At 34.2% G+C, this 18041-nt stretch carries 17 protein-coding genes and 2 tRNA genes; 16 read left to right on the top strand and 3 right to left on the bottom strand.

Annotation, left to right across the window (positions count from 1 at the left end):
* The first annotated feature begins 324 nt into the window (after window positions 1–324).
* The 6 genes from dnaE to DNC80_RS03015 all read left to right on the top strand — a co-directional run bounded on the left by dnaE (window position 325) and on the right by DNC80_RS03015 (window position 8286).
* Complete coding sequence (gene dnaE, locus DNC80_RS03040) at window positions 325–4869, top strand: DNA polymerase III subunit alpha (RefSeq protein WP_182649113.1); 4545 nt, start codon at window positions 325–327, stop codon at window positions 4867–4869.
* A gap of 205 nt (window positions 4870–5074) precedes the next feature.
* The gene (locus tag DNC80_RS03035) at window positions 5075–5998 is read left to right on the top strand and encodes an outer membrane beta-barrel protein (protein WP_182649111.1); all 924 of its coding nucleotides are present in this window, start codon (window positions 5075–5077) and stop codon (window positions 5996–5998) included.
* A gap of 348 nt (window positions 5999–6346) precedes the next feature.
* Window positions 6347–6664 carry a thioredoxin gene (gene trxA / locus DNC80_RS03030; RefSeq protein WP_024980008.1) on the top strand — a complete coding sequence of 106 codons (318 nt, stop codon included), beginning with the start codon at window positions 6347–6349 and terminating at the stop codon, window positions 6662–6664.
* Between the two features lie 159 nt (window positions 6665–6823).
* Window positions 6824–7771 (top strand): DUF58 domain-containing protein, encoded by a 948-nt coding sequence (locus tag DNC80_RS03025; RefSeq protein ID WP_182649109.1) that lies wholly within the window; start codon window positions 6824–6826, stop codon window positions 7769–7771.
* An 86-nt stretch (window positions 7772–7857) separates the two neighbouring features.
* Window positions 7858–7931 (top strand) — tRNA-Asp (locus DNC80_RS03020).
* Between the two features lie 278 nt (window positions 7932–8209).
* Window positions 8210–8286: transfer RNA gene (locus tag DNC80_RS03015), tRNA-Asp, on the top strand.
* Window positions 8287–8378: 92 nt separating this feature from the next.
* Here DNC80_RS03015 and DNC80_RS03010 read toward each other — a convergent pair.
* Window positions 8379–8879, bottom strand: coding sequence for a DUF456 domain-containing protein (locus tag DNC80_RS03010; RefSeq protein ID WP_182649107.1), 501 nt, complete (start codon window positions 8877–8879; stop codon window positions 8379–8381).
* A gap of 51 nt (window positions 8880–8930) precedes the next feature.
* On the opposite strand from DNC80_RS03010, the gene DNC80_RS03005 reads away from it, so the two are divergent.
* Window positions 8931–9317 (top strand): hypothetical protein, encoded by a 387-nt coding sequence (locus tag DNC80_RS03005; RefSeq protein WP_182649105.1) that lies wholly within the window; start codon window positions 8931–8933, stop codon window positions 9315–9317.
* A gap of 42 nt (window positions 9318–9359) precedes the next feature.
* On the top strand, window positions 9360–9836 hold the full coding sequence (locus DNC80_RS03000; protein ID WP_182649103.1) for a hypothetical protein: 477 nt from the start codon (window positions 9360–9362) through the stop codon (window positions 9834–9836).
* Window positions 9837–9897: 61 nt separating this feature from the next.
* Here DNC80_RS03000 and DNC80_RS02995 read toward each other — a convergent pair whose 3' ends face one another.
* Both DNC80_RS02995 and DNC80_RS02990 read right to left on the bottom strand, forming a co-directional pair.
* Window positions 9898–11001: a glycosyltransferase gene (locus tag DNC80_RS02995; RefSeq protein ID WP_182649101.1), complete on the bottom strand. Its 1104-nt coding sequence runs from the start codon at window positions 10999–11001 to the stop codon at window positions 9898–9900.
* A gap of 4 nt (window positions 11002–11005) precedes the next feature.
* Window positions 11006–11968: a lysylphosphatidylglycerol synthase domain-containing protein gene (locus DNC80_RS02990; protein ID WP_182649098.1), complete on the bottom strand. Its 963-nt coding sequence runs from the start codon at window positions 11966–11968 to the stop codon at window positions 11006–11008.
* A 34-nt stretch (window positions 11969–12002) separates the two neighbouring features.
* On the opposite strand from DNC80_RS02990, the gene DNC80_RS02985 reads away from it, so the two are divergent.
* The 8 genes from DNC80_RS02985 (at window position 12003) to DNC80_RS02950 (ending at window position 18038) form a co-directional block, all read left to right on the top strand.
* On the top strand, window positions 12003–13745 hold the full coding sequence (locus DNC80_RS02985) for a WG repeat-containing protein (RefSeq protein ID WP_182649096.1): 1743 nt from the start codon (window positions 12003–12005) through the stop codon (window positions 13743–13745).
* The gene (ruvC, locus tag DNC80_RS02980; protein ID WP_158728399.1) at window positions 13745–14299 is read left to right on the top strand and encodes a crossover junction endodeoxyribonuclease RuvC; all 555 of its coding nucleotides are present in this window, start codon (window positions 13745–13747) and stop codon (window positions 14297–14299) included. Before DNC80_RS02985 ends, ruvC begins: the two co-directional genes overlap by 1 nt.
* A 50-nt stretch (window positions 14300–14349) precedes the next feature.
* Window positions 14350–15477, top strand: a complete 1128-nt coding sequence (hemW, locus tag DNC80_RS02975) for a radical SAM family heme chaperone HemW (protein WP_182649094.1) — start codon at window positions 14350–14352, stop codon at window positions 15475–15477.
* Window positions 15478–15508: 31 nt separating this feature from the next.
* Window positions 15509–15793 carry a GIY-YIG nuclease family protein gene (locus DNC80_RS02970; RefSeq protein ID WP_182649092.1) on the top strand — a complete coding sequence of 95 codons (285 nt, stop codon included), beginning with the start codon at window positions 15509–15511 and terminating at the stop codon, window positions 15791–15793.
* A gap of 40 nt (window positions 15794–15833) precedes the next feature.
* Window positions 15834–16592, top strand: a complete 759-nt coding sequence (locus DNC80_RS02965; protein WP_182649090.1) for a cyclase family protein — start codon at window positions 15834–15836, stop codon at window positions 16590–16592.
* Window positions 16593–16594: 2 nt separating this feature from the next.
* Complete coding sequence (locus DNC80_RS02960) at window positions 16595–16960, top strand: MmcQ/YjbR family DNA-binding protein (protein WP_182649088.1); 366 nt, start codon at window positions 16595–16597, stop codon at window positions 16958–16960.
* Window positions 16961–17077: 117 nt separating this feature from the next.
* A complete protein-coding gene (locus DNC80_RS02955; RefSeq protein WP_182649086.1) occupies window positions 17078–17491 on the top strand; it encodes a response regulator in 414 nt (137 codons plus the stop codon).
* A 4-nt stretch (window positions 17492–17495) separates the two neighbouring features.
* Entirely contained in the window at window positions 17496–18038 is a 543-nt protein-coding gene (locus tag DNC80_RS02950; protein ID WP_182649084.1) for a heme NO-binding domain-containing protein, read from the top strand.
* Window positions 18039–18041: the final 3 nt, after the last annotated feature.

Here is an 18041-nt window from a genome sequence, read left to right as displayed (position 1 = left end):
TGTTTTTCATTTGTATTTAGTTATTTTTTTTTGATGAAATACTACGACATCCAAAAATCAATATGTGGTCTTTTATGTTTATAATAAATTACGTTTTAGACGATTTGTTCCAAGTAATTTTGGTTTTAGTAGGAGAATAGTCTTGGAAAATAAATTTATTTTTTGTTAGTAACTTAGCTTTAGTTCTACTCAAAAAAAACTAAATTTGGAATTCATTTTTTGCTACTTTCATTAATTTTAAAGTGTTTAAAACCAGTTAAATACACTGTCTAAATCTATGGGTTTAGGCACCCTTCCCTTTGGGGAGGGCTGGGGAGGGGATTTATGTACTTAATATTCGATACCGAAACCACAGGATTACCAAAACGTTGGGGCGCACCTATTTCAGATACAGACAATTGGCCAAGATGTATTCAAATTGCTTGGCAGTTGCATGATGATATGGGAAAACTCATCGAGCATCAAGATTATTTGGTCAAGCCCGAAGGTTTTAATATACCGTATGATGCCGAACGAATTCACGGTATCTCTACGGAATTGGCAGATGCCAATGGCGTTTCATTGTCTGAAGTTTTAGAGAAATTCAATATTGCTTTAGGTAAAGCGAAGTTTATTGTGGGTCAAAATTTAGGTTTTGATATCAATATTATGGGTTGCGAATTCTATCGAATGGGAGTGGAAAGCCAAATGAGCTCGATGCCTATTCTAGATACGTGTACTGAAATTACTGCTTCTTTATTAAAATTGCCGGGTGGTCGTGGTGGCAAATTCAAGTTGCCTACGTTGACGGAGTTGCACTCGTATCTTTTTAATAAACCTTTTGGCGAAGCACACAACGCTACTGCCGATGTGGAGGCAACAACGCGCTGTTTTTTAGAATTAATACGTCGTGAAATTTTCACGAAAGAAGAACTGGATGTTCCGGTTTCTTATTTCAAAGATTTCCAAAGTAAAAACCCAACCGAAATCAAACTCATTGGGTTAAAACATATCAATTTAAAAGAGGCCTCAGATAAAATCCGACAACAATTTGGCGATAAGCAAGCGCCAACTGTTTCAAAGGAAGTCCTTTCAGAGAATAAGAAAGTTTTAGTTGATGCGCCCTTTGTTCATTTACACAATCATACCCAGTTTTCGGTATTGCAATCTACCATTAGCATTGCGGCATTAGTCAAAGCGGCAGCGCAACAAAAAATGCCTGCGGTTGCCATGACAGATCATGCGAATTTGATGGGAGCTTTTCATTTTGTGCGTGATATTTTATATCATAACAAGGCGGCTGAAGCCAAAAATAAAGCTGCTGTTGAAAATGGCGAGGAACCTACCGAAGTTCCTATGAAACCTATCGTTGGTTGCGAATTTTTTGTGTGTGAGGACCATAAAAATAAGTCGGTTAAGGATAATGGATACCAAATAGTGCTTTTGGCGAAGACCAAAAAAGGCTATCATAATTTGGCTAAAATGTCTTCTATTGCGTATACTGAAGGATTTTATTATGTACCCAGAATCGACAGGAAAGTTATTCAGGAATTCAAAGAGGATATTATTGTTTTGTCTGGAAACTTATATGGTGAAATTCCAAATAAGATTTTAAATATTGGTGAAAACCAAGCCGAAGAGGCTTTAATCTGGTGGAAAAATGAATTTAAGGACGATTTTTATATTGAGGTCATGCGCCACAATCAAGAAGATGAAAATCGGGTGAACACTTCTTTGATTTCATTGGCAAGAAAGCACGATGTTAAGATCGTTGCCACAAACAATACCTTTTATATAGACAAAGAAAATTCGAATGCACATGATATTTTGCTTTGTGTGCGTGATGGTGAAAAACAAACTACACCTATTGGTCGTGGCCGCGGCTATCGTTATGGGTTGCCAAATCAAGAGTACTATTTCAAGTCTGGGGACGAAATGAAGCAACTCTTTGCTAATTTACCAGAGGCGATTTCAAATATTTCGGAGATTGTAGATAAAATTGAAATTTATGATTTGGCTCGCGAAGTACTGCTTCCCAAGTTTGAAATTCCAGTTGAATTTAATAATCCTGAAGACGCGGTTGATGGAGGAGTGCGCGGTGAAAATGCCTATTTAAGACACCTTACTTTTGAAGGCGCAAGAAGACGATATCCTGTAATTAATGAAGAAATTCAAGAGCGATTGGATTTTGAATTATTGACCATTTCTAATTCTGGTTATCCTGGATATTTCTTGATTGTACAGGATTTAATTGCCGAAGCCAGAAGTATGGGCGTTTCGGTAGGACCTGGAAGGGGTTCTGCGGCGGGTTCTGTGGTGGCTTATTGTTTGAAAATCACCAATATAGATCCTTTAAAATACAACTTGCTTTTTGAGCGTTTCTTGAATCCGGATCGTGTGTCATTACCCGATATTGATATCGATTTTGATGACGAAGGTCGAAGCAGCGTGATGGATTATGTGATCCGAAAATACGGTTCCAAACAGGTGGCGCAAATTATCACGTACGGAAAAATGGCTACCAAATCAGCAATTCGTGATACTGCCCGTGTACTAGATTTACCACTTTTTGAAGCAGATAAAATTGCGAAATTGATTCCGGGATTGATGCCGTCTAAGTGGAATTTAGCTCGGTTTTTAAATGAAAAAGAAGACATCATAAAAAAAGCGGTTCGTCCGGAAGAGTATGATAAAATAAAAGAATTAATAGGACTTGCTAGTGAAGATGACCTTGGTGGTGAAACCATTCAACAAGCCAAAGTTTTAGAGGGGAATCTAAGAAATACGGGAATTCACGCTTGTGGAGTGATTATAACACCTAGTGATATTACTAATTTTGTTCCTGTGGCTACCGCCAAAGATTCGGATTTGTATGTGACTCAATTTGATAACTCGGTAGTAGAAAGCGCTGGTTTATTAAAGATGGACTTCTTGGGTTTGAAGACCCTAACGTTGATAAAAGATACCGTTAAGTTAGTAAAATACCGCAGCGGAATTGAGCTCAATCCAGATGAGTTCCCTATTGATGATCTAAAAACATACGAGCTTTTTCAGCGCGGTGAAACGGTTGGAATTTTTCAGTATGAAAGTCCCGGAATGCAAAAATACATGAAGGAGTTAAAGCCTACAGTTTTTCCCGATTTAATTGCCATGAATGCCTTATACCGTCCGGGTCCGATAGCTTATATTCCGAGTTTCGTCAAGCGAAAAAATGGTGAAGAGGAAATTATTTATGACCTTGAAGCCTGCGAAGAATTACTTAAGGATACCTATGGAATTACTGTTTATCAAGAGCAAGTAATGCTTTTGTCCCAAAAATTGGCTGATTTCTCTAAAGGTGATGCCGACGTTTTGCGTAAAGCGATGGGAAAAAAGCAAAAGGATGTTTTGGACAAAATGAAACCGAAATTTATCAGTCAGGCTGCTGCCAAAGGGCATGCCGAAGATAAACTGGAGAAAATTTGGAAAGACTGGGAAGCCTTTGCAGAATACGCATTTAATAAGTCGCACTCTACTTGCTATGCTTGGATTGCTTATCAAACGGCTTACTTAAAAGCAAATTATCCTGCGGAGTATATGGCTGCAGTACTCTCTAACAATATGAGTGATATCAAACAAGTGTCGTTCTTTATGGAAGAGTGTAAGCGAATGGGCTTGCAAGTTTTGGGTCCTGATGTAAATGAATCATTCTATAAATTCACTGTAAATGATGATTATGCGGTACGTTTTGGGATGGGCGCCATAAAGGGTGTTGGTTCTGGAGCTGTTGCAACCATAGTGGAGAGAAGAAAAGACGGAAAATACAAATCCATTTTTGATTTAACCAAACGAATTGATTTACGTGCAGCCAATAAAAAAGCGTTAGAAAACTTAGCCTTGGCTGGTGGTTTTGACTCTTTTGGCGATACAACGAGAGCACAATATTTTCATGATGATGGAGACGGAATAACGTTTTATGAAAAAGCGATTCGGTATGGAGCTAAGTTTCAGGAAAACGAAAATTCCTCTCAGGTAAGTTTGTTTGGCGATGCTAGCGAGGTGCAAATTGCTGAACCTGTAGTGCCTCCATGCGAAGATTGGAGCACGATGGAAAAATTATCAAGAGAAAAGGAGGTTGTAGGGATTTACATATCTGGGCATCCGCTGGATGATTTTAGATTTGAAATGAAATATTTTTGTAATGCTCGTTTAGATGCGCTCAGAAATATGGAACAATATGTAGGTAAGAATTTAACTTTTGCAGGTATTGTAAGTAATTTTCAACGCCGAACAGCTAAGAATGGTAAGGATTGGGCAATATTTACACTCGAAGGATTTGAAGAAAGTTTTGAGTTCAAAATTTTTGGTGAAGAGTACCTCAAGTTTTATCATTTTTTATACAACAATCAATTTGTATTTATAAAAGTGCTCATCAAAGAAGGCTGGGTCAATCAGGATACAGGCAAAAAAAGTGAGCCAAGAATGCAATTTGTAGAGGTTAAGCAATTGCAGGATGTATTGGCTACGTTTGCCAAAAAACTCATTTTATATCTTAACATAAATGATTTACATGCTGAATTTATTCATAATTTAAGTCGGCTTTTTCAAGAGTATAAAGGAGATAACACCGTTTCATTTGAAGTAATGGAACTCGAAAAAATAAAAAAACTTATTCCAGTTGCAACACCAGACATAGATCCAGAAGAAATGAATTTTGCAGATGATTTAGAAGAAGTTGATGCCAGAAATGGGGAAATGGGTGAAGCAACGGCAGTAGTAAAAGTAGAAGAGGTTGAGGAGATAAAAGTAGTTACAAAGCTAGCAATGGCTAGTAGAAAATTGAAAGTTAAAATTTCAAATGAATTACTATTTGAGTTAGAGAAAATGCAAATTAATTTTAAACTAAATTAATGTTTGGGATGTGATTTGTAATTCGTACTTGTTTATTTGTAAACTTTAAAATTGTAGGAATGACTTTTGTAATTTTTTTTCAACACTTTTTATAAAGTACTGATTCTTAATGAATAGTTAAATTTAACATCCATCTTCATGCTGTTTTTGAGAAATTATTAGTGTAATTGAAGTACTTTTGCATAAAATATAAAAAAACAATAGCATGAAAAAACAATTATTCTTATTGGGATTTGCACTATGTACAATGACTATGGTAGCCCAAACAGAAAAAAATGAAAGTTGGTATTTTAAATTAGGTGGTTCTTATTTTATGCAAACTGCGGCTACAGAATTTCCTGTAGTTTCAGGTCAATTACCAAACACGGATGTATATGCAGCAAATGGAACAACTTTGCTTTCAAGAGAAACGAATCACGGGTCTTTTGGAGAAGGATTTAGAACTGGTTTAACTGCTGGTTACCGCGTTTCTTCTAGATTAGGTTTTGAGCTTGGATTGAATTATTTCAAAAGCAGCAACAAAACAATGGTGGAAACAGTTAATAGACTAGTTGCTCCAGGTCCAGTTTTTGCAACAGGAAAAGCACAAGGAAAAATTACAGCATTTGATTTAGCTCCAGCTGTTGTTTTATTCTTAGGAGAGTCAAATGGTTTTGAACCTTACACAAAAGTTGGTGTAATTGTACCAGTTCATGGTGATTTAACAATCGAGACGAACAGAGTATATACAACGCCAGCAGGAACTGTAAATTCTTATACAAAGGAAAAAGTTTTGCCAAACCCAACAGTTGGTTTTATGGCAGTTGTAGGTACATCATATAAATTAGGGAAAAACATTTCAGTTTACGGAGAGTTGGAGTATCGTAACTTTACAGTACACGGTAAATCTAAAGAAACGAAAGCGTATACTGAAAATGGCGTAGATAAATTGACTGTTCCAACATCGTTTCGTCCAGATGCTTCGTATTCTGTAAATCACGTAAACTATGTAGAGCAGATTAACAGTACTTCAAATAATAGAACAACAAATTCAGCAGGCTTTGATAATACAAAAGCTTCTGATGATATCAGTTCATACGTTGGTATTAGTGGTTTAGGATTAACTCTTGGATTAAAGTACAGTTTGTAATTTAATAAAAAGTTTTAATAAGATGGGGTGTTCGAAAGAGCATCCCTTTTTTTGTATCGTAAAATAGGTTTCGGAGATTGTTTTCATAGCCCTGATGGAAGCGGCATCTCCCGATTTAGAAAAACAAGGCTTTTTAGCCGTAGTTTTTATTTATCGGGAATACAGCGTACAGCGGGAAAAAGCTCCAAAAGAAAATAAATTTCTAGTATAAAGTAAGTATATAGGAATTGATAATAGATTAATAGTCAAAACTAATTTGGGAATAGTGATTGATTTGTTTTTAATTTATAAATTTGTACTCTAGTTTGAATATTTAAAAATTCAAATCATAAACTTAAAATATATATTATGGCATTAGCAATAACGGATGCTACTTTTGAAGAAGTAGTTTTGAAATCAGACAAACCAGTTATGGTAGATTTTTGGGCAGCATGGTGTGGACCATGTAGAATGGTAGGTCCAATCATTGATGAATTAAGCAACGAATACGAAGGGAAAGTGGTTGTTGGTAAGGTTGATGTTGATGCCAATCAGGAATTTGCTGCAAAATACGGCGTTAGAAATATCCCAACAGTATTGGTTTTTCATAACGGAGAAGTAGTAGGAAAGCAAGTAGGAGTAGCTCCTAAGCAAACGTATGCAGATAGTCTTGACGCTTTGTTGTAATTAACATTGAAGTTTTAGAATCAATTTTAGATATCAAAAAGGTTTGGCGCAAGTCAAACCTTTTTTTGTTTAAGAACAGTTTTGTGTTTTATTTTGGGCTAATCTTGTTATGTAGCGCTTTAATTTTTAAATCATTTAATCTTTTAATATATTTGGATTATGAAGATTGAATCGCAAATAGAAAAGATTACTAGTTTCCAGCACCTTGAATTGCTCGCTAATCAAGTTGTAGAAGGATTTATTTCAGGGATGCACAAGAGTCCGTTTCATGGCTTTTCGGCAGAGTTTGCTGAGCATAAAGTTTATAATGCTGGAGAGAGCACAAAGCATATTGACTGGAAGCTGTATGCTAAAACCGATAGGTTGTATACCAAGCGTTATGAAGAAGAGACTAATTTAAGATGTCATATTGTAATTGATAATTCGTCTTCTATGCATTATCCTCAATTGAAAGCGAACCAAAACTTTTTTGAGAATAAGATAGGATTTTCAGTATTGGCCTCGGCAGTATTGATGAATTTATTAAAGAAACAGAGAGATGCTGTTGGTTTAAGTGTTTTTTCGGATACGTATGAGTACTATGCACCTGAGAAAGGAAGCGACCGACACCACAGGATGATCTTAAATGCTCTTGAAGGCTTGCTGCAAAAGCCTATGGTTGCAAAAAGTACAGATACCGTAACATATTTACATCAAATAGCCGAGAAGATGCATCGTAGGTCTATGATCATCTTGTTTACGGATATGTTTCAGAGTTTTGGCGAGTCTGTTGATTCTAAAAAAGAACAAGCCTTATTTAGTGCCCTACAGCACTTAAAGCACAATAAGCACAAAGTAGTCTTGTTTCATGTAATTGACGGCAAAACGGAGCTTGATTTTGAATTTGACAACACACCTAGGAAGTTTGTTGATGTGGAAACAGGAGAAGAAGTTGCTGTTTTCTCAGATACGGTTCAAGAAGAATATCAAAATCAGATGCAATTATACTTAAAAAAGCTGTCTATGACTTGCTCGCAAAACAGAATTAAGTACGTTCCAGTTCATGTAGATGAAAATTTTGAAAAAATAATGATGACATATTTAGCTGAAAAACAAAACTTTGGATAATAAGTGATAATTTTTTTGAAATTATTTTTAAAAAAGGCTTGCGCAAACGGAAATCTATTGTATCTTTGCCACCGCAATAACGCAGAGGTTTGGTAGTTCAGTTGGTTAGAATACATGCCTGTCACGCATGGGGTCGCGGGTTCGAGTCCCGTCCAGACCGCAATATTGGGGAAAGCCTTTCGTAACAGAAAGGCTTTTTTGCCCCTTTACGGTTTTTAACGTTAGTTGTGTTGTTTGCTACGAATTTGTAACTCGTAGCGGGTTTAGTAGTTAGACCAATGAAAAGCTTTTCGCCTCGGCGAATAGCTTTTTTGATTTAATTTGAAGGAAGGGTTTTAATTTTTAGATTGAAAAGAGCTTAGTTTTTAATTGTTTGAACTTCAATTGCTTTCGTTAATCAATTAAATTTTAGAATCAAAAGGTATATAAAATAATGCTGGTTTGGTAGTTCAGTTGGTTAGAATACATGCCTGTCACGCATGGGGTCGCGGGTTCGAGTCCCGTCCAGACCGCCAGTAATAAAAAAGCTTTTCTTAATTGAAAAGCTTTTTTTGTTTTTGTCAAATTCAAATAGTAATGGATATGAATTTAGTTTACATGTCGTAAATCAAAACAAAACTGCTTTGTGTTGCCAAACAATCCAAATATAGAGTCCTAAAAAAACCATACAAAGTACAAACTTCATGAAGCTAGAGGCGAGGAAGCCAATGAAAGAGCCAGTAGCGGCTTTTAGAGCTCTATTTTGATCTTTAAAATCATAAATAAGTTCGCCTATTAAAGCACCCAAGAAAGGGCCAATAAGAAATCCAAAAGGGATTGGTGCAAATATCCCAATCACAAGTCCAATATTGGTACCCCAAATACCATAACTACTGCCGCCAAATTTTTTAGTTCCTTTGGCAGGAATAATATAATCTAAAATAGAAATTACAATAGTTATTAGTAAGGTACTCCAAAGAATCCAGTGGTTCATAGGTACAGCTTGTGTTAAATACAATATTGCTATACCAACCCAACTGATAGTAGGGCCTGGTAATACGGGTAAAAAACTCCCAAATATACCGGCAATGACACAACAAAAACCAAGAAGTAAAAGAAATAAATCCATAATTTATTTTTAGTATTTTTGTACAACATAAATATAACTCGAATTTTTCAAATGAAAGCAATAAATAGTTTGTCACTTTTAGTGTTCTTAATACTAATTATGAGTAGTTGTAATTCTATTTATGCTCAGGGTGGTTTTGAGAATCAAAAAGATGCTTTAGTAAAAGATAGTATATATAAGAAGAACAAAATGAAAGTGTTAAATTTTTCGATGAAAGATTTTGATGCGATTTTTTTTGAATTTTTTGATAAAAAAGCAAGCCCAACTGTTTTAAGTAAAGAGGAGTTTTATTCTTATACGATTCGAATAGCTATTTTTTCTGAACGCCTTGCTGCCTTGTATCCAGATCAAAATGCTATAGCTACCGAGAGTAAAAACAAATGGTTTGCTGAAAGTTATGAGGATTATTTGAAAATCAAAAATTCGCAAAAAAAATAGTTGTAGTTTTATACTTTAAAAAAAATAGCAAATACACATATCTTGAAGCCATATTATCTTTTAATAGTTTTTCTTATTTTTCACTCCTGTCAGTATTTTGAGACTCCTGTTCCTTCAGAGCAAGAGCTTTTACAAAAGGAACTGAAATCCATCAATTGGAAAGAGGTTGATGAGTATCCATCTGTGGTAGATTGTGAAAAAATTGAAGATAAAAAACAACGTCAAAAGTGTTTTTTTGAGGTTTTAACTCAATTGATTCAGGAGAAATTGAGTGTAGATACCCTTTCAATTCTTTATCCTGAATTGGATACTATTGAAGTTAAAGTTACTATTTTTCCAAATGCAACGATGCAGTTTGAACCTCAATTTCCAAAAGATTCTATAGCGTATGACAAAATCAAAATTGACAGCATACTTAAAGTTCGTCTAGTTGATTTTCCAAAAATTAATCCAGCCATAAAACGTGGTGTTCCCGTGAAAACACAATTTATTCTTCCGGTGATTTTAAAAGTAGAGTAATTTTATATTGAGATCAGTCGGTCTAGGAGCTATTTCCATCTGGGCTTGGGCTCCAGTGACATTAGAATTTTCTACCCTTCCATTCGTATTTACCAAACAAAGAAAACAAAGCCACGCTTGTGCTAAAAAAAGGATAAAATAAACTGCTTAAAATCAAATGACGCATTTTCCTTTTAGATAAAAAATGATTGGTTTTATAAATCAAAAAGGTATCAACAGTGAACTTTAAAGTAGATGCTAAAATAATATCTTGAAAAGTTGTTAAACCTAAGAACCAAGATCCAAGAATTAACACCCAACTCAAATTCCCAGCAAAAACCATCAATCCCAATCCTTTTCCAAAACTACTTTGATAAGAACCCGTTTTAGAAGCCCAGCGAACGCGTTGGTAAAATAAGGATCTCCAATCGTTCATTGGTTTTGTAATTATAATATTGTTTTCAGATTTTAGATAATGCACTTTTTCGGGTGATTTTGCAATTGCTTTTTGGAGCAAGAATACATCGTCACCACTCGCAATTTTGTCATTTCCTTCAAAACCATTAAGCTCTTGAAAAAAGGATTTGGTATAGGCAAAGTTAGCACCATTACACATAAATCCTTTGTTAATGCCAAAACTTCCAATAGTTGCTCCTTGTAAACTCGCCAAATCCAATTGCTGAAACTGATGTAGAAATGAATTAGTACACGCATACGTGACCGCACCAGAAAGCATAGCTACATCATGAAGCTGAATGTAATTATCCATAGTTAATAACCAGTTTTCTGGAACTATACAATCGGCATCGGTGGTAATAACCCAATTGGAGTTCACAATTTGCATTGCAGTTACAATCGCATCTTTTTTAGGCGAATTAGTAACACGAATATTCTTTATAACCGAAACTTGAAACTTGAAACTTGGTACTTTATATTCTTCTTTAGATTCATCGTCTACTAAAATTACCTCAAACAATTCCATTGGATAATTCAACTTCGACAAACTTTCTAATAAAACGGGTAAATTCTCAGCTTCATTGCGAAAAGGAACAATAATTGAGAATTTTGTTTTTGGCTTTAAGCCCAAGTAATTTATTGTAGTTACCTTTTTAAAACCATAAATTAACGCCAGTATTGCTAAGCAGTACAAAAGTATGATGAGGGAAACTATAATTGAGAATAGCATCTTTTTATTGTGTTTTAGTTTCTTTTATTATGGATTTACTATTAAAATTCAAAACATAATACGTGCCAATTACAACAGGTAAAACTACATTTAAAAACCACATCAAGGTCGAAATAAAAATTACAATCCATTCGTTTACGCCAAGAATTCCAAAGAAATAAACCGCTACACTTCCTTTAACAGCAAAGTCCAAAAATTGAAAAGTGGGTAAGGAAGATGCTAAAAAATAAACGGATGAAATTGTTGCAATCAAGGTGAAGTAAGGTAAATCAACATCAAAAGCTAAAAACAAAAAGTAATATTGGTGCGAGAAAACTAGATAGCGACAAATACCTAAAAAGATGTTTTTTTGATGTATGTGTTTCGGAATTTCATTAATTTTATGAATTAGTTTTTCGATTGAATATCCTTTGATAGTAATTTTTTTGACCGAAAATAAAATAATGAAAAGGAGTAAAACCATTCCAAAAATCAACGCAACTGTTTTTATTGTAATTACATGGTATTGTGCATTAAAATACAGCAACCCAAAAAGCCCAAAAATAACAGTCAGAATCATTTGAATTCCGTTGCAAATCAGGTTTAGGAATATGACTTTTTTGGTTTCTTTTTTTTCAAAAAAGAGTGCTTTTCCGGCATATTCTCCCACTCCGTTTGGCGTAAAAAGACCAGCAGTTAGTGCGCCCAGAACTTGTTTTATAGCTTCACTCAATGGGATTTTATGGATAAATGCTACTAGGTTTTGCCATTTCAATAGTTCAAAAAACCGATTCAAAACACTCAGTACTAAAATAAACGCAATTCCAGCAATGGATTGGTTTTTTTGGAATAGAACAATGAATTTTTGCCAGTCTAATTTATCATTATGGGCTAGTTGATTGTAAATAAAATAAAACGCACCGGCCACAATCAAAACTTTGATTAGAAGTACGAGGAATTGCTTAGTTTTGTGTGGAATTGAAATCATCGTTACAAAGTAACAAAACTTTAAACTAAATCGTTTGGCAAAATCACTTTTGATAGTATTACTAATGGTTCTACCGTTTTTTTCTTGTAAAAAAGGAATTGTCGTTGATGAATCAGCTGTATATGTAAGAGTTAATGTGGATGATTCGTGGGGGTTTAATGACTCAAAAGGTAATGTTGTAATACCCTTAGGAAAATATGCTTTTTTGAATCCAATAGACGATCATGATATGATCCATGCTACCAAAGGGGACAAAAAGGGCTATATAGATATTCATCAAAATGAAATTGTTCCAATTATATATGATGAATTAGATTTGTATTCAGAAGGGCTGGCTGCTGCAAAAATTAAGGGTAAGTATGGTTTTTTAGATAGAAAGGGAAAAGAAGTTATAGCTTTCCAGTTTGACCAAGCAGATGATTTTAATTCTTTAGGTTTAGCTTTAGTTAAAAAAAATTTTAACTATGGATTAATCAATAAAAAAGGAGAAACTATTGTTCCTTTCAATTTTCAAGAAATTATTGTTTTAGAATCGGTTAAGTTAATTGCTGTATGTAAAAATAATAAATGGGCATTTTATTCCATTTCAGGAAAACCAATGTCGAGTTTTGAATACGATGAAATTAAGTTCACTAATAGCAGTTTGGTTTTAGTGAGAAAGGAAAGCAAATTAGGGTTTTTAGATTCTAATTTAGCGGTAAAAATTCCATTTGGTAAATATAAATTTGCTACAAATTTTAATACAAATGATTTAGCAATTGTATCTGTAAACAACCGTTATGGACTCATAAATTTGAAAGACAGTCAGGTAATTAGAACTCAATTTGACTCTATAGGTTATTTGCAAGAAGAGTATAGTGAGTCAGATAGTTACGTGGGATTCAAGAAAAACAGTCTTACATTATTTGACACAAAAGGTAATGTGTTGATTGATAGGGTAAGAGATTATTTTAAAGATCATGTTAAGATAAATAATAAAATCAAAGTTGTCTATCAAGTTCAAGGGATGGACGGACTTTCGGGAGTGATTGATGATCGAGGTAACATTTTGATCCCTTTAAAGTATCAAGGAATAGAGCGTTTTGAAGGTTTAAATAAAACAGTCGTAAAAAACAATGGAAAATACGGATTGATAGATTCCAAGAATAAAATTGTTTTGCCAATAGACAATGAATATGTTAGCTCATATAAGGATGAGAAATATTATATCATAAAGAAAAAGGAAAAGGTTGGGATTGTAGATTATAACTTTAAAATTCTTTTTGATTTTATTTATCAGGATATTTCACCTTGTACTTATGATCATGATAATCGCTTTATAGTGAAGTTAAAAGATAAATACGGTGTAATTGACAGATCGGGAAAAGTTATTATTCCTTTTGAATATAGTGAAATGTCAAATTGGGTCGAGTACGGGCCTGGTTCTAATTATCATTTTGTTACAAAAAACGAGAAGTTTGGATTGATTACAAAAGAAGGAAAAGTTGTGATTCCGACTGTTTATGATAAGTTATATTATCTTACTGATCAAAATATTATTTTGTTGAAGAATGGGAAATATGGAGTTGTAACACTACAAAATAAACTAGTTATTCCATTTGAATATGAGATGATTTGTTCCCCATCAAATTATCCGAATAAAATTGTAAATGAGTTTTATGTCCAAAAAAAAGAACGTTTTTTTGTAATAAATAACAAGAACGAGGTCATTCGAAATAAAATTTCGGCTATGGAAAAAGAAATGATAGATATGGAAATGAAATTTTTAAAACAATAATGTCAAACGAACGCATCATATTAGGAATTGACCCTGGAACCACGATTATGGGTTTTGGGTTGATCAAAATTGTCAATAAAAAAATGCATTTTTTGCAATTGAACGAATTGCAATTGTCAAAATACGACAATCATTATCAAAAATTGAAGATCATTTTTGAACGAACGATTGAGTTAATCGATACACACCATCCAGATGAAATTGCAATTGAAGCACCTTTTTTTGGTAAAAACGTGCAGTCGATGCTGAAGTTGGGTCGTGCGCAAGGTGTGGCGATGGCAGCAGGACTTTCTAGAGATATCCCGATTACGGAATACGAACCCAAGAAAATTAAAATGGCTATCACCGGAAACGGAAATGCAACAAAAGAGCAGGTAGCCAAAATGCTGCAACAACTTTTAGGATTGAAAGAATTACCTAAAAATCTCGATAGTACAGATGGATTGGCAGCAGCGGTTTGTCATTTTTTCAATTCAGGAAAAGTGGTTGGCGCTAAAAGTTATACCGGTTGGGACGCTTTTGTGAAACAAAATGAGGAACGAGTTAAGAAATAGTTTTCAGTCGCAGCAACTGTAAACTGCGACTGTGACTGAATACTATAGAAATGAGCGGGATCTACATACACATACCCTTTTGCAAGCAGGCATGTCATTACTGTGATTTTCATTTTTCGACTTCTATGAAGAAGAAAGAGGAGATGGTTTTGGCTATTGCCAAAGAATTGCAAATGCGCAAAAGCGAGTTTGAAAAGGAACAAGTTGAGACCATTTATTTTGGAGGAGGGACGCCAAGCGTATTGGATTCTGACGAAATTAATTTTTTGATAAATGAGGTATACGCTAATTTTAAAGTAGTTGAGAATCCCGAAATTACGCTCGAAGCCAATCCAGACGATTTGTCTAGCGATCGAATACTTGAACTTTCAAAAAGCAAAATAAATCGTTTAAGCATTGGGATTCAGTCGTTTTTTGAAGAGGATTTACTTCTGATGAATCGAGCTCATAATTCGGCGGAAGCCAAAAAATGTTTAGCAGAAGCTACCCAATATTTCGACAACATTTCTCTTGATTTGATATACGGAATTCCTGGTATGAGTAACGAAAAATGGAAACAAAATATCGAGACTGCTTTGTCTTTTGGAATACCGCACATTTCTAGTTATGCCTTAACCGTTGAACCCAAAACGGCATTAAAAAAACTCATCCAAACGGGAAAAATAGCCAAACCCAACGATGAATCTGCTCAAGAACACTTTGCTATTTTGGTAGAAACATTGGAAGCGAATGATTTTATACACTATGAGTTATCTAATTTTGGCAAAGCCAATTATTTTTCAAAGAACAATTCGGCTTATTGGTTAGGGAAAAAATATTTAGGAATTGGCCCATCAGCGCACAGTTATGATGGTGTTTCAAGGAGTTGGAACATAGCGAATAATGCAATGTATTTAAAAGGTATTCAGCAAGACAAATTGTCTAATGAAGTTGAATTTTTATCTGTTGCTGATCGTTATAACGAATATGTAATGACGGGTTTGCGGACTATTTGGGGCGTTTCATTAACCAGAATTGAAAGTGAATTCGGAAACGAATATTTGAAATATTTGAATAAACAGACGCAGAAATTCCTTAATGATGATTTGGTTTTTATTGAAAACAACATCTTGAAACCAACATCAAAAGGAAAGTTTTTGACGGATGGAATTGCAAGTGATTTGTTCATCCTGAATTAATTTCAGGATCTGTTCATTTTAAAACGAGATTTTGCAAAAAGGATTTGTATATATTTTAACCAATAAAAATCATACTATTTTATATATTGGTGTCACTAAAGATTTAAAAAAGAGGATGATACGCCATATAAATGGTAATGGCGCAGCTTTTACAAAAAAATACAATGCTACAATTTTAATTTATTTTGAAGAATTTGAAGATTATAAAAATGCCTTTGTAAGAGAAAAACAATTGAAAAATTGGCATAAAGAATGGAAATTGAACTTGATAAAATTATTAAATCCAAAATTAAAAGATTTATATTTGAGTTTATAAACGTATCTCAGTATGAGATGCTGAAATAAATTCAGCATAAATGATAGCAACCATCAACAACACCTTTAAAATCGACTTATCAAAACCCCTTGATATTTCGATTCCGTTAACCAATACGGATGAAAATCCTATTGCTTGGTACATTGATAAACCAGTCATAGAACCCGTGGTTTTTGGGAATTGGATCGGGAAAGTGTCTGAAGGGAAATCATCGACGAACTTTAATAATATTTTCTTCAATCCGCACGGACATGGTACGCATACGGAGTGCTTGGGTCATATCACGCGAGATTTTTACAGCATCAATCAATGTTTGAAACAGTTTTTCTTTTTCGCTGAATTAATTTCTGTTCAACCGGAATTAAAAGGGGAAGACTTGGTGATTACCAGAAGCCAAATTGAAAAAGCTTTACAAGGAAAAACTCCTGAAGCAATTGTTATTAGAACATTACCCAATTTAGAGGATAAAAAGCATTTGAAATATTCGAATACAAATCCGTCTTATCTAGAGGAAGATGCCGCGCGCTTCATTCGCGAAAGCAGAATTCAGCACTTATTGATTGATTTGCCTAGTGTGGATAAAGAAAAAGATGATGGAAAATTATTGGCACACAAAGCCTTTTGGGATGTAACCGATGTCAATAATCTGAATGCTGATGCACGACTGCATTGTACCATTACCGAAATGATTTATGTGGCTAATGAAGTTAAAGATGGTAGTTATTTGCTGAATTTACAAATCGCTTCTTTTGAGAATGACGCTAGTCCGAGTAAACCTGTTTTATACCTTATTCAATAGCTATGAATTTAGAAACCTACTACGAATATTGCCTTTCTAAAAAAGGTGTGACAGAACATTTTCCTTTTGATGAAGACACTTTGGTTTTTAAAGTAGGAGGTAAAATGTTTGCGTTATCTTCTTTAATCCAGTGGGAGAAAGGTCAACCATCTGTTAACTTAAAATGTGATCCAGAGCGCGCTCTTGAATTGCGTTCAGAATATGATGACATTCAGCCCGGTTTTCATATGAGCAAAATCCATTGGAACACGATAGCTATTAATCAATCGGTTTCAGATGATTTGATTAAAGAATTGATTCAACATTCTTATGAATTAATTTGTATTAGTTTGCCTAAAAAAGTTCGACTAGAACTTAATTTACTATGACCACTTATCGACACTTAATGGGTTTTCGTCTATATTAAATTCAGTATTATCGATAGAGCCGTAAGGTTGGGTAAAACTTTAGTACTTTTAGTACTTAAAAAATAATACTCAATTACAATGATAAAGGCACTTAACATATTACTTATAGAAGACGACGAAATTGAAGTAATGAAGTTCAACAGAGTTTTGAGTAACTTGAAAACAGCTCATAAGATTGTTGAGGCAAATAATGGGGAAGAAGCTATTGCAATTTTAAAGGAAAAAGAAATTATCCCTGACATTATTGTTTTAGACTTAAACATGCCAAAAATAAATGGAATTGAATTTTTAGGTTTATTAAAATCCGATGATTATTTAAAATACATCCCTGCTATTGTTTTAACAACATCAAGCAACAGTTCTGATTTGTTACAATGTTACCGTATAGGGATTGCTGGGTATATCCTTAAGCCCTTAAAATATGATGAATATGTGGATAGAATAACTAAACTTGTTGACTATTGGGGTTCAACTGAGTTAATCACAAATTAAGTATATGTATGGTATTGTAAATAAATCAATAGAGGACTTAGTAGTTGCTAATTTTGGTAGAGAAAAATGGGAGACTGTTCATGAAAAAAGCGGGATTGATGTTGATTTTTTTCTCAGTAATGAAGTTTACGACGATGCTATTACATACCAAATTGCTACCGCGCTTTCAGAGGAAATGAACATGACTTTGAGTCAGGTATTGATTGCTTTTGGAGAATGGTGGGTAGTGCATACTACATCTGAGAAGTATCCGGGGTTAATGGAGTCTGGAGGAAAAAGTCTAAGGGATTTTTTAATCAATTTACCTAATTTTCACAACAGGGTTATGCTTGTATATCCTAAGTTGACACCCCCAGAGTTTAAAGTGAGTGATGTTTCAGCATCTGGGCTTTATTTGCATTATCACTCTAAGAGAGTTGGGCTTCAGGATTTTGTGAAAGGAATTATTCAAGGATTAAGTATTGTTTACAAAACTCCAGTCACTATAACTTTATTACAATCAAGAAACGAGGGTAATACTCACGAGATATTCAAAATTAATTGGTAATAC

This window comes from Flavobacterium sp. SOK18b (assembly GCF_014156605.1).
In the GTDB taxonomy this organism is placed as follows: Bacteria; Bacteroidota; Bacteroidia; order Flavobacteriales; family Flavobacteriaceae; genus Flavobacterium; species Flavobacterium tiangeerense.
Note: the sequence above shows the minus strand (reverse complement) of the source record. Positions and strands in the feature narration are given on the sequence as shown.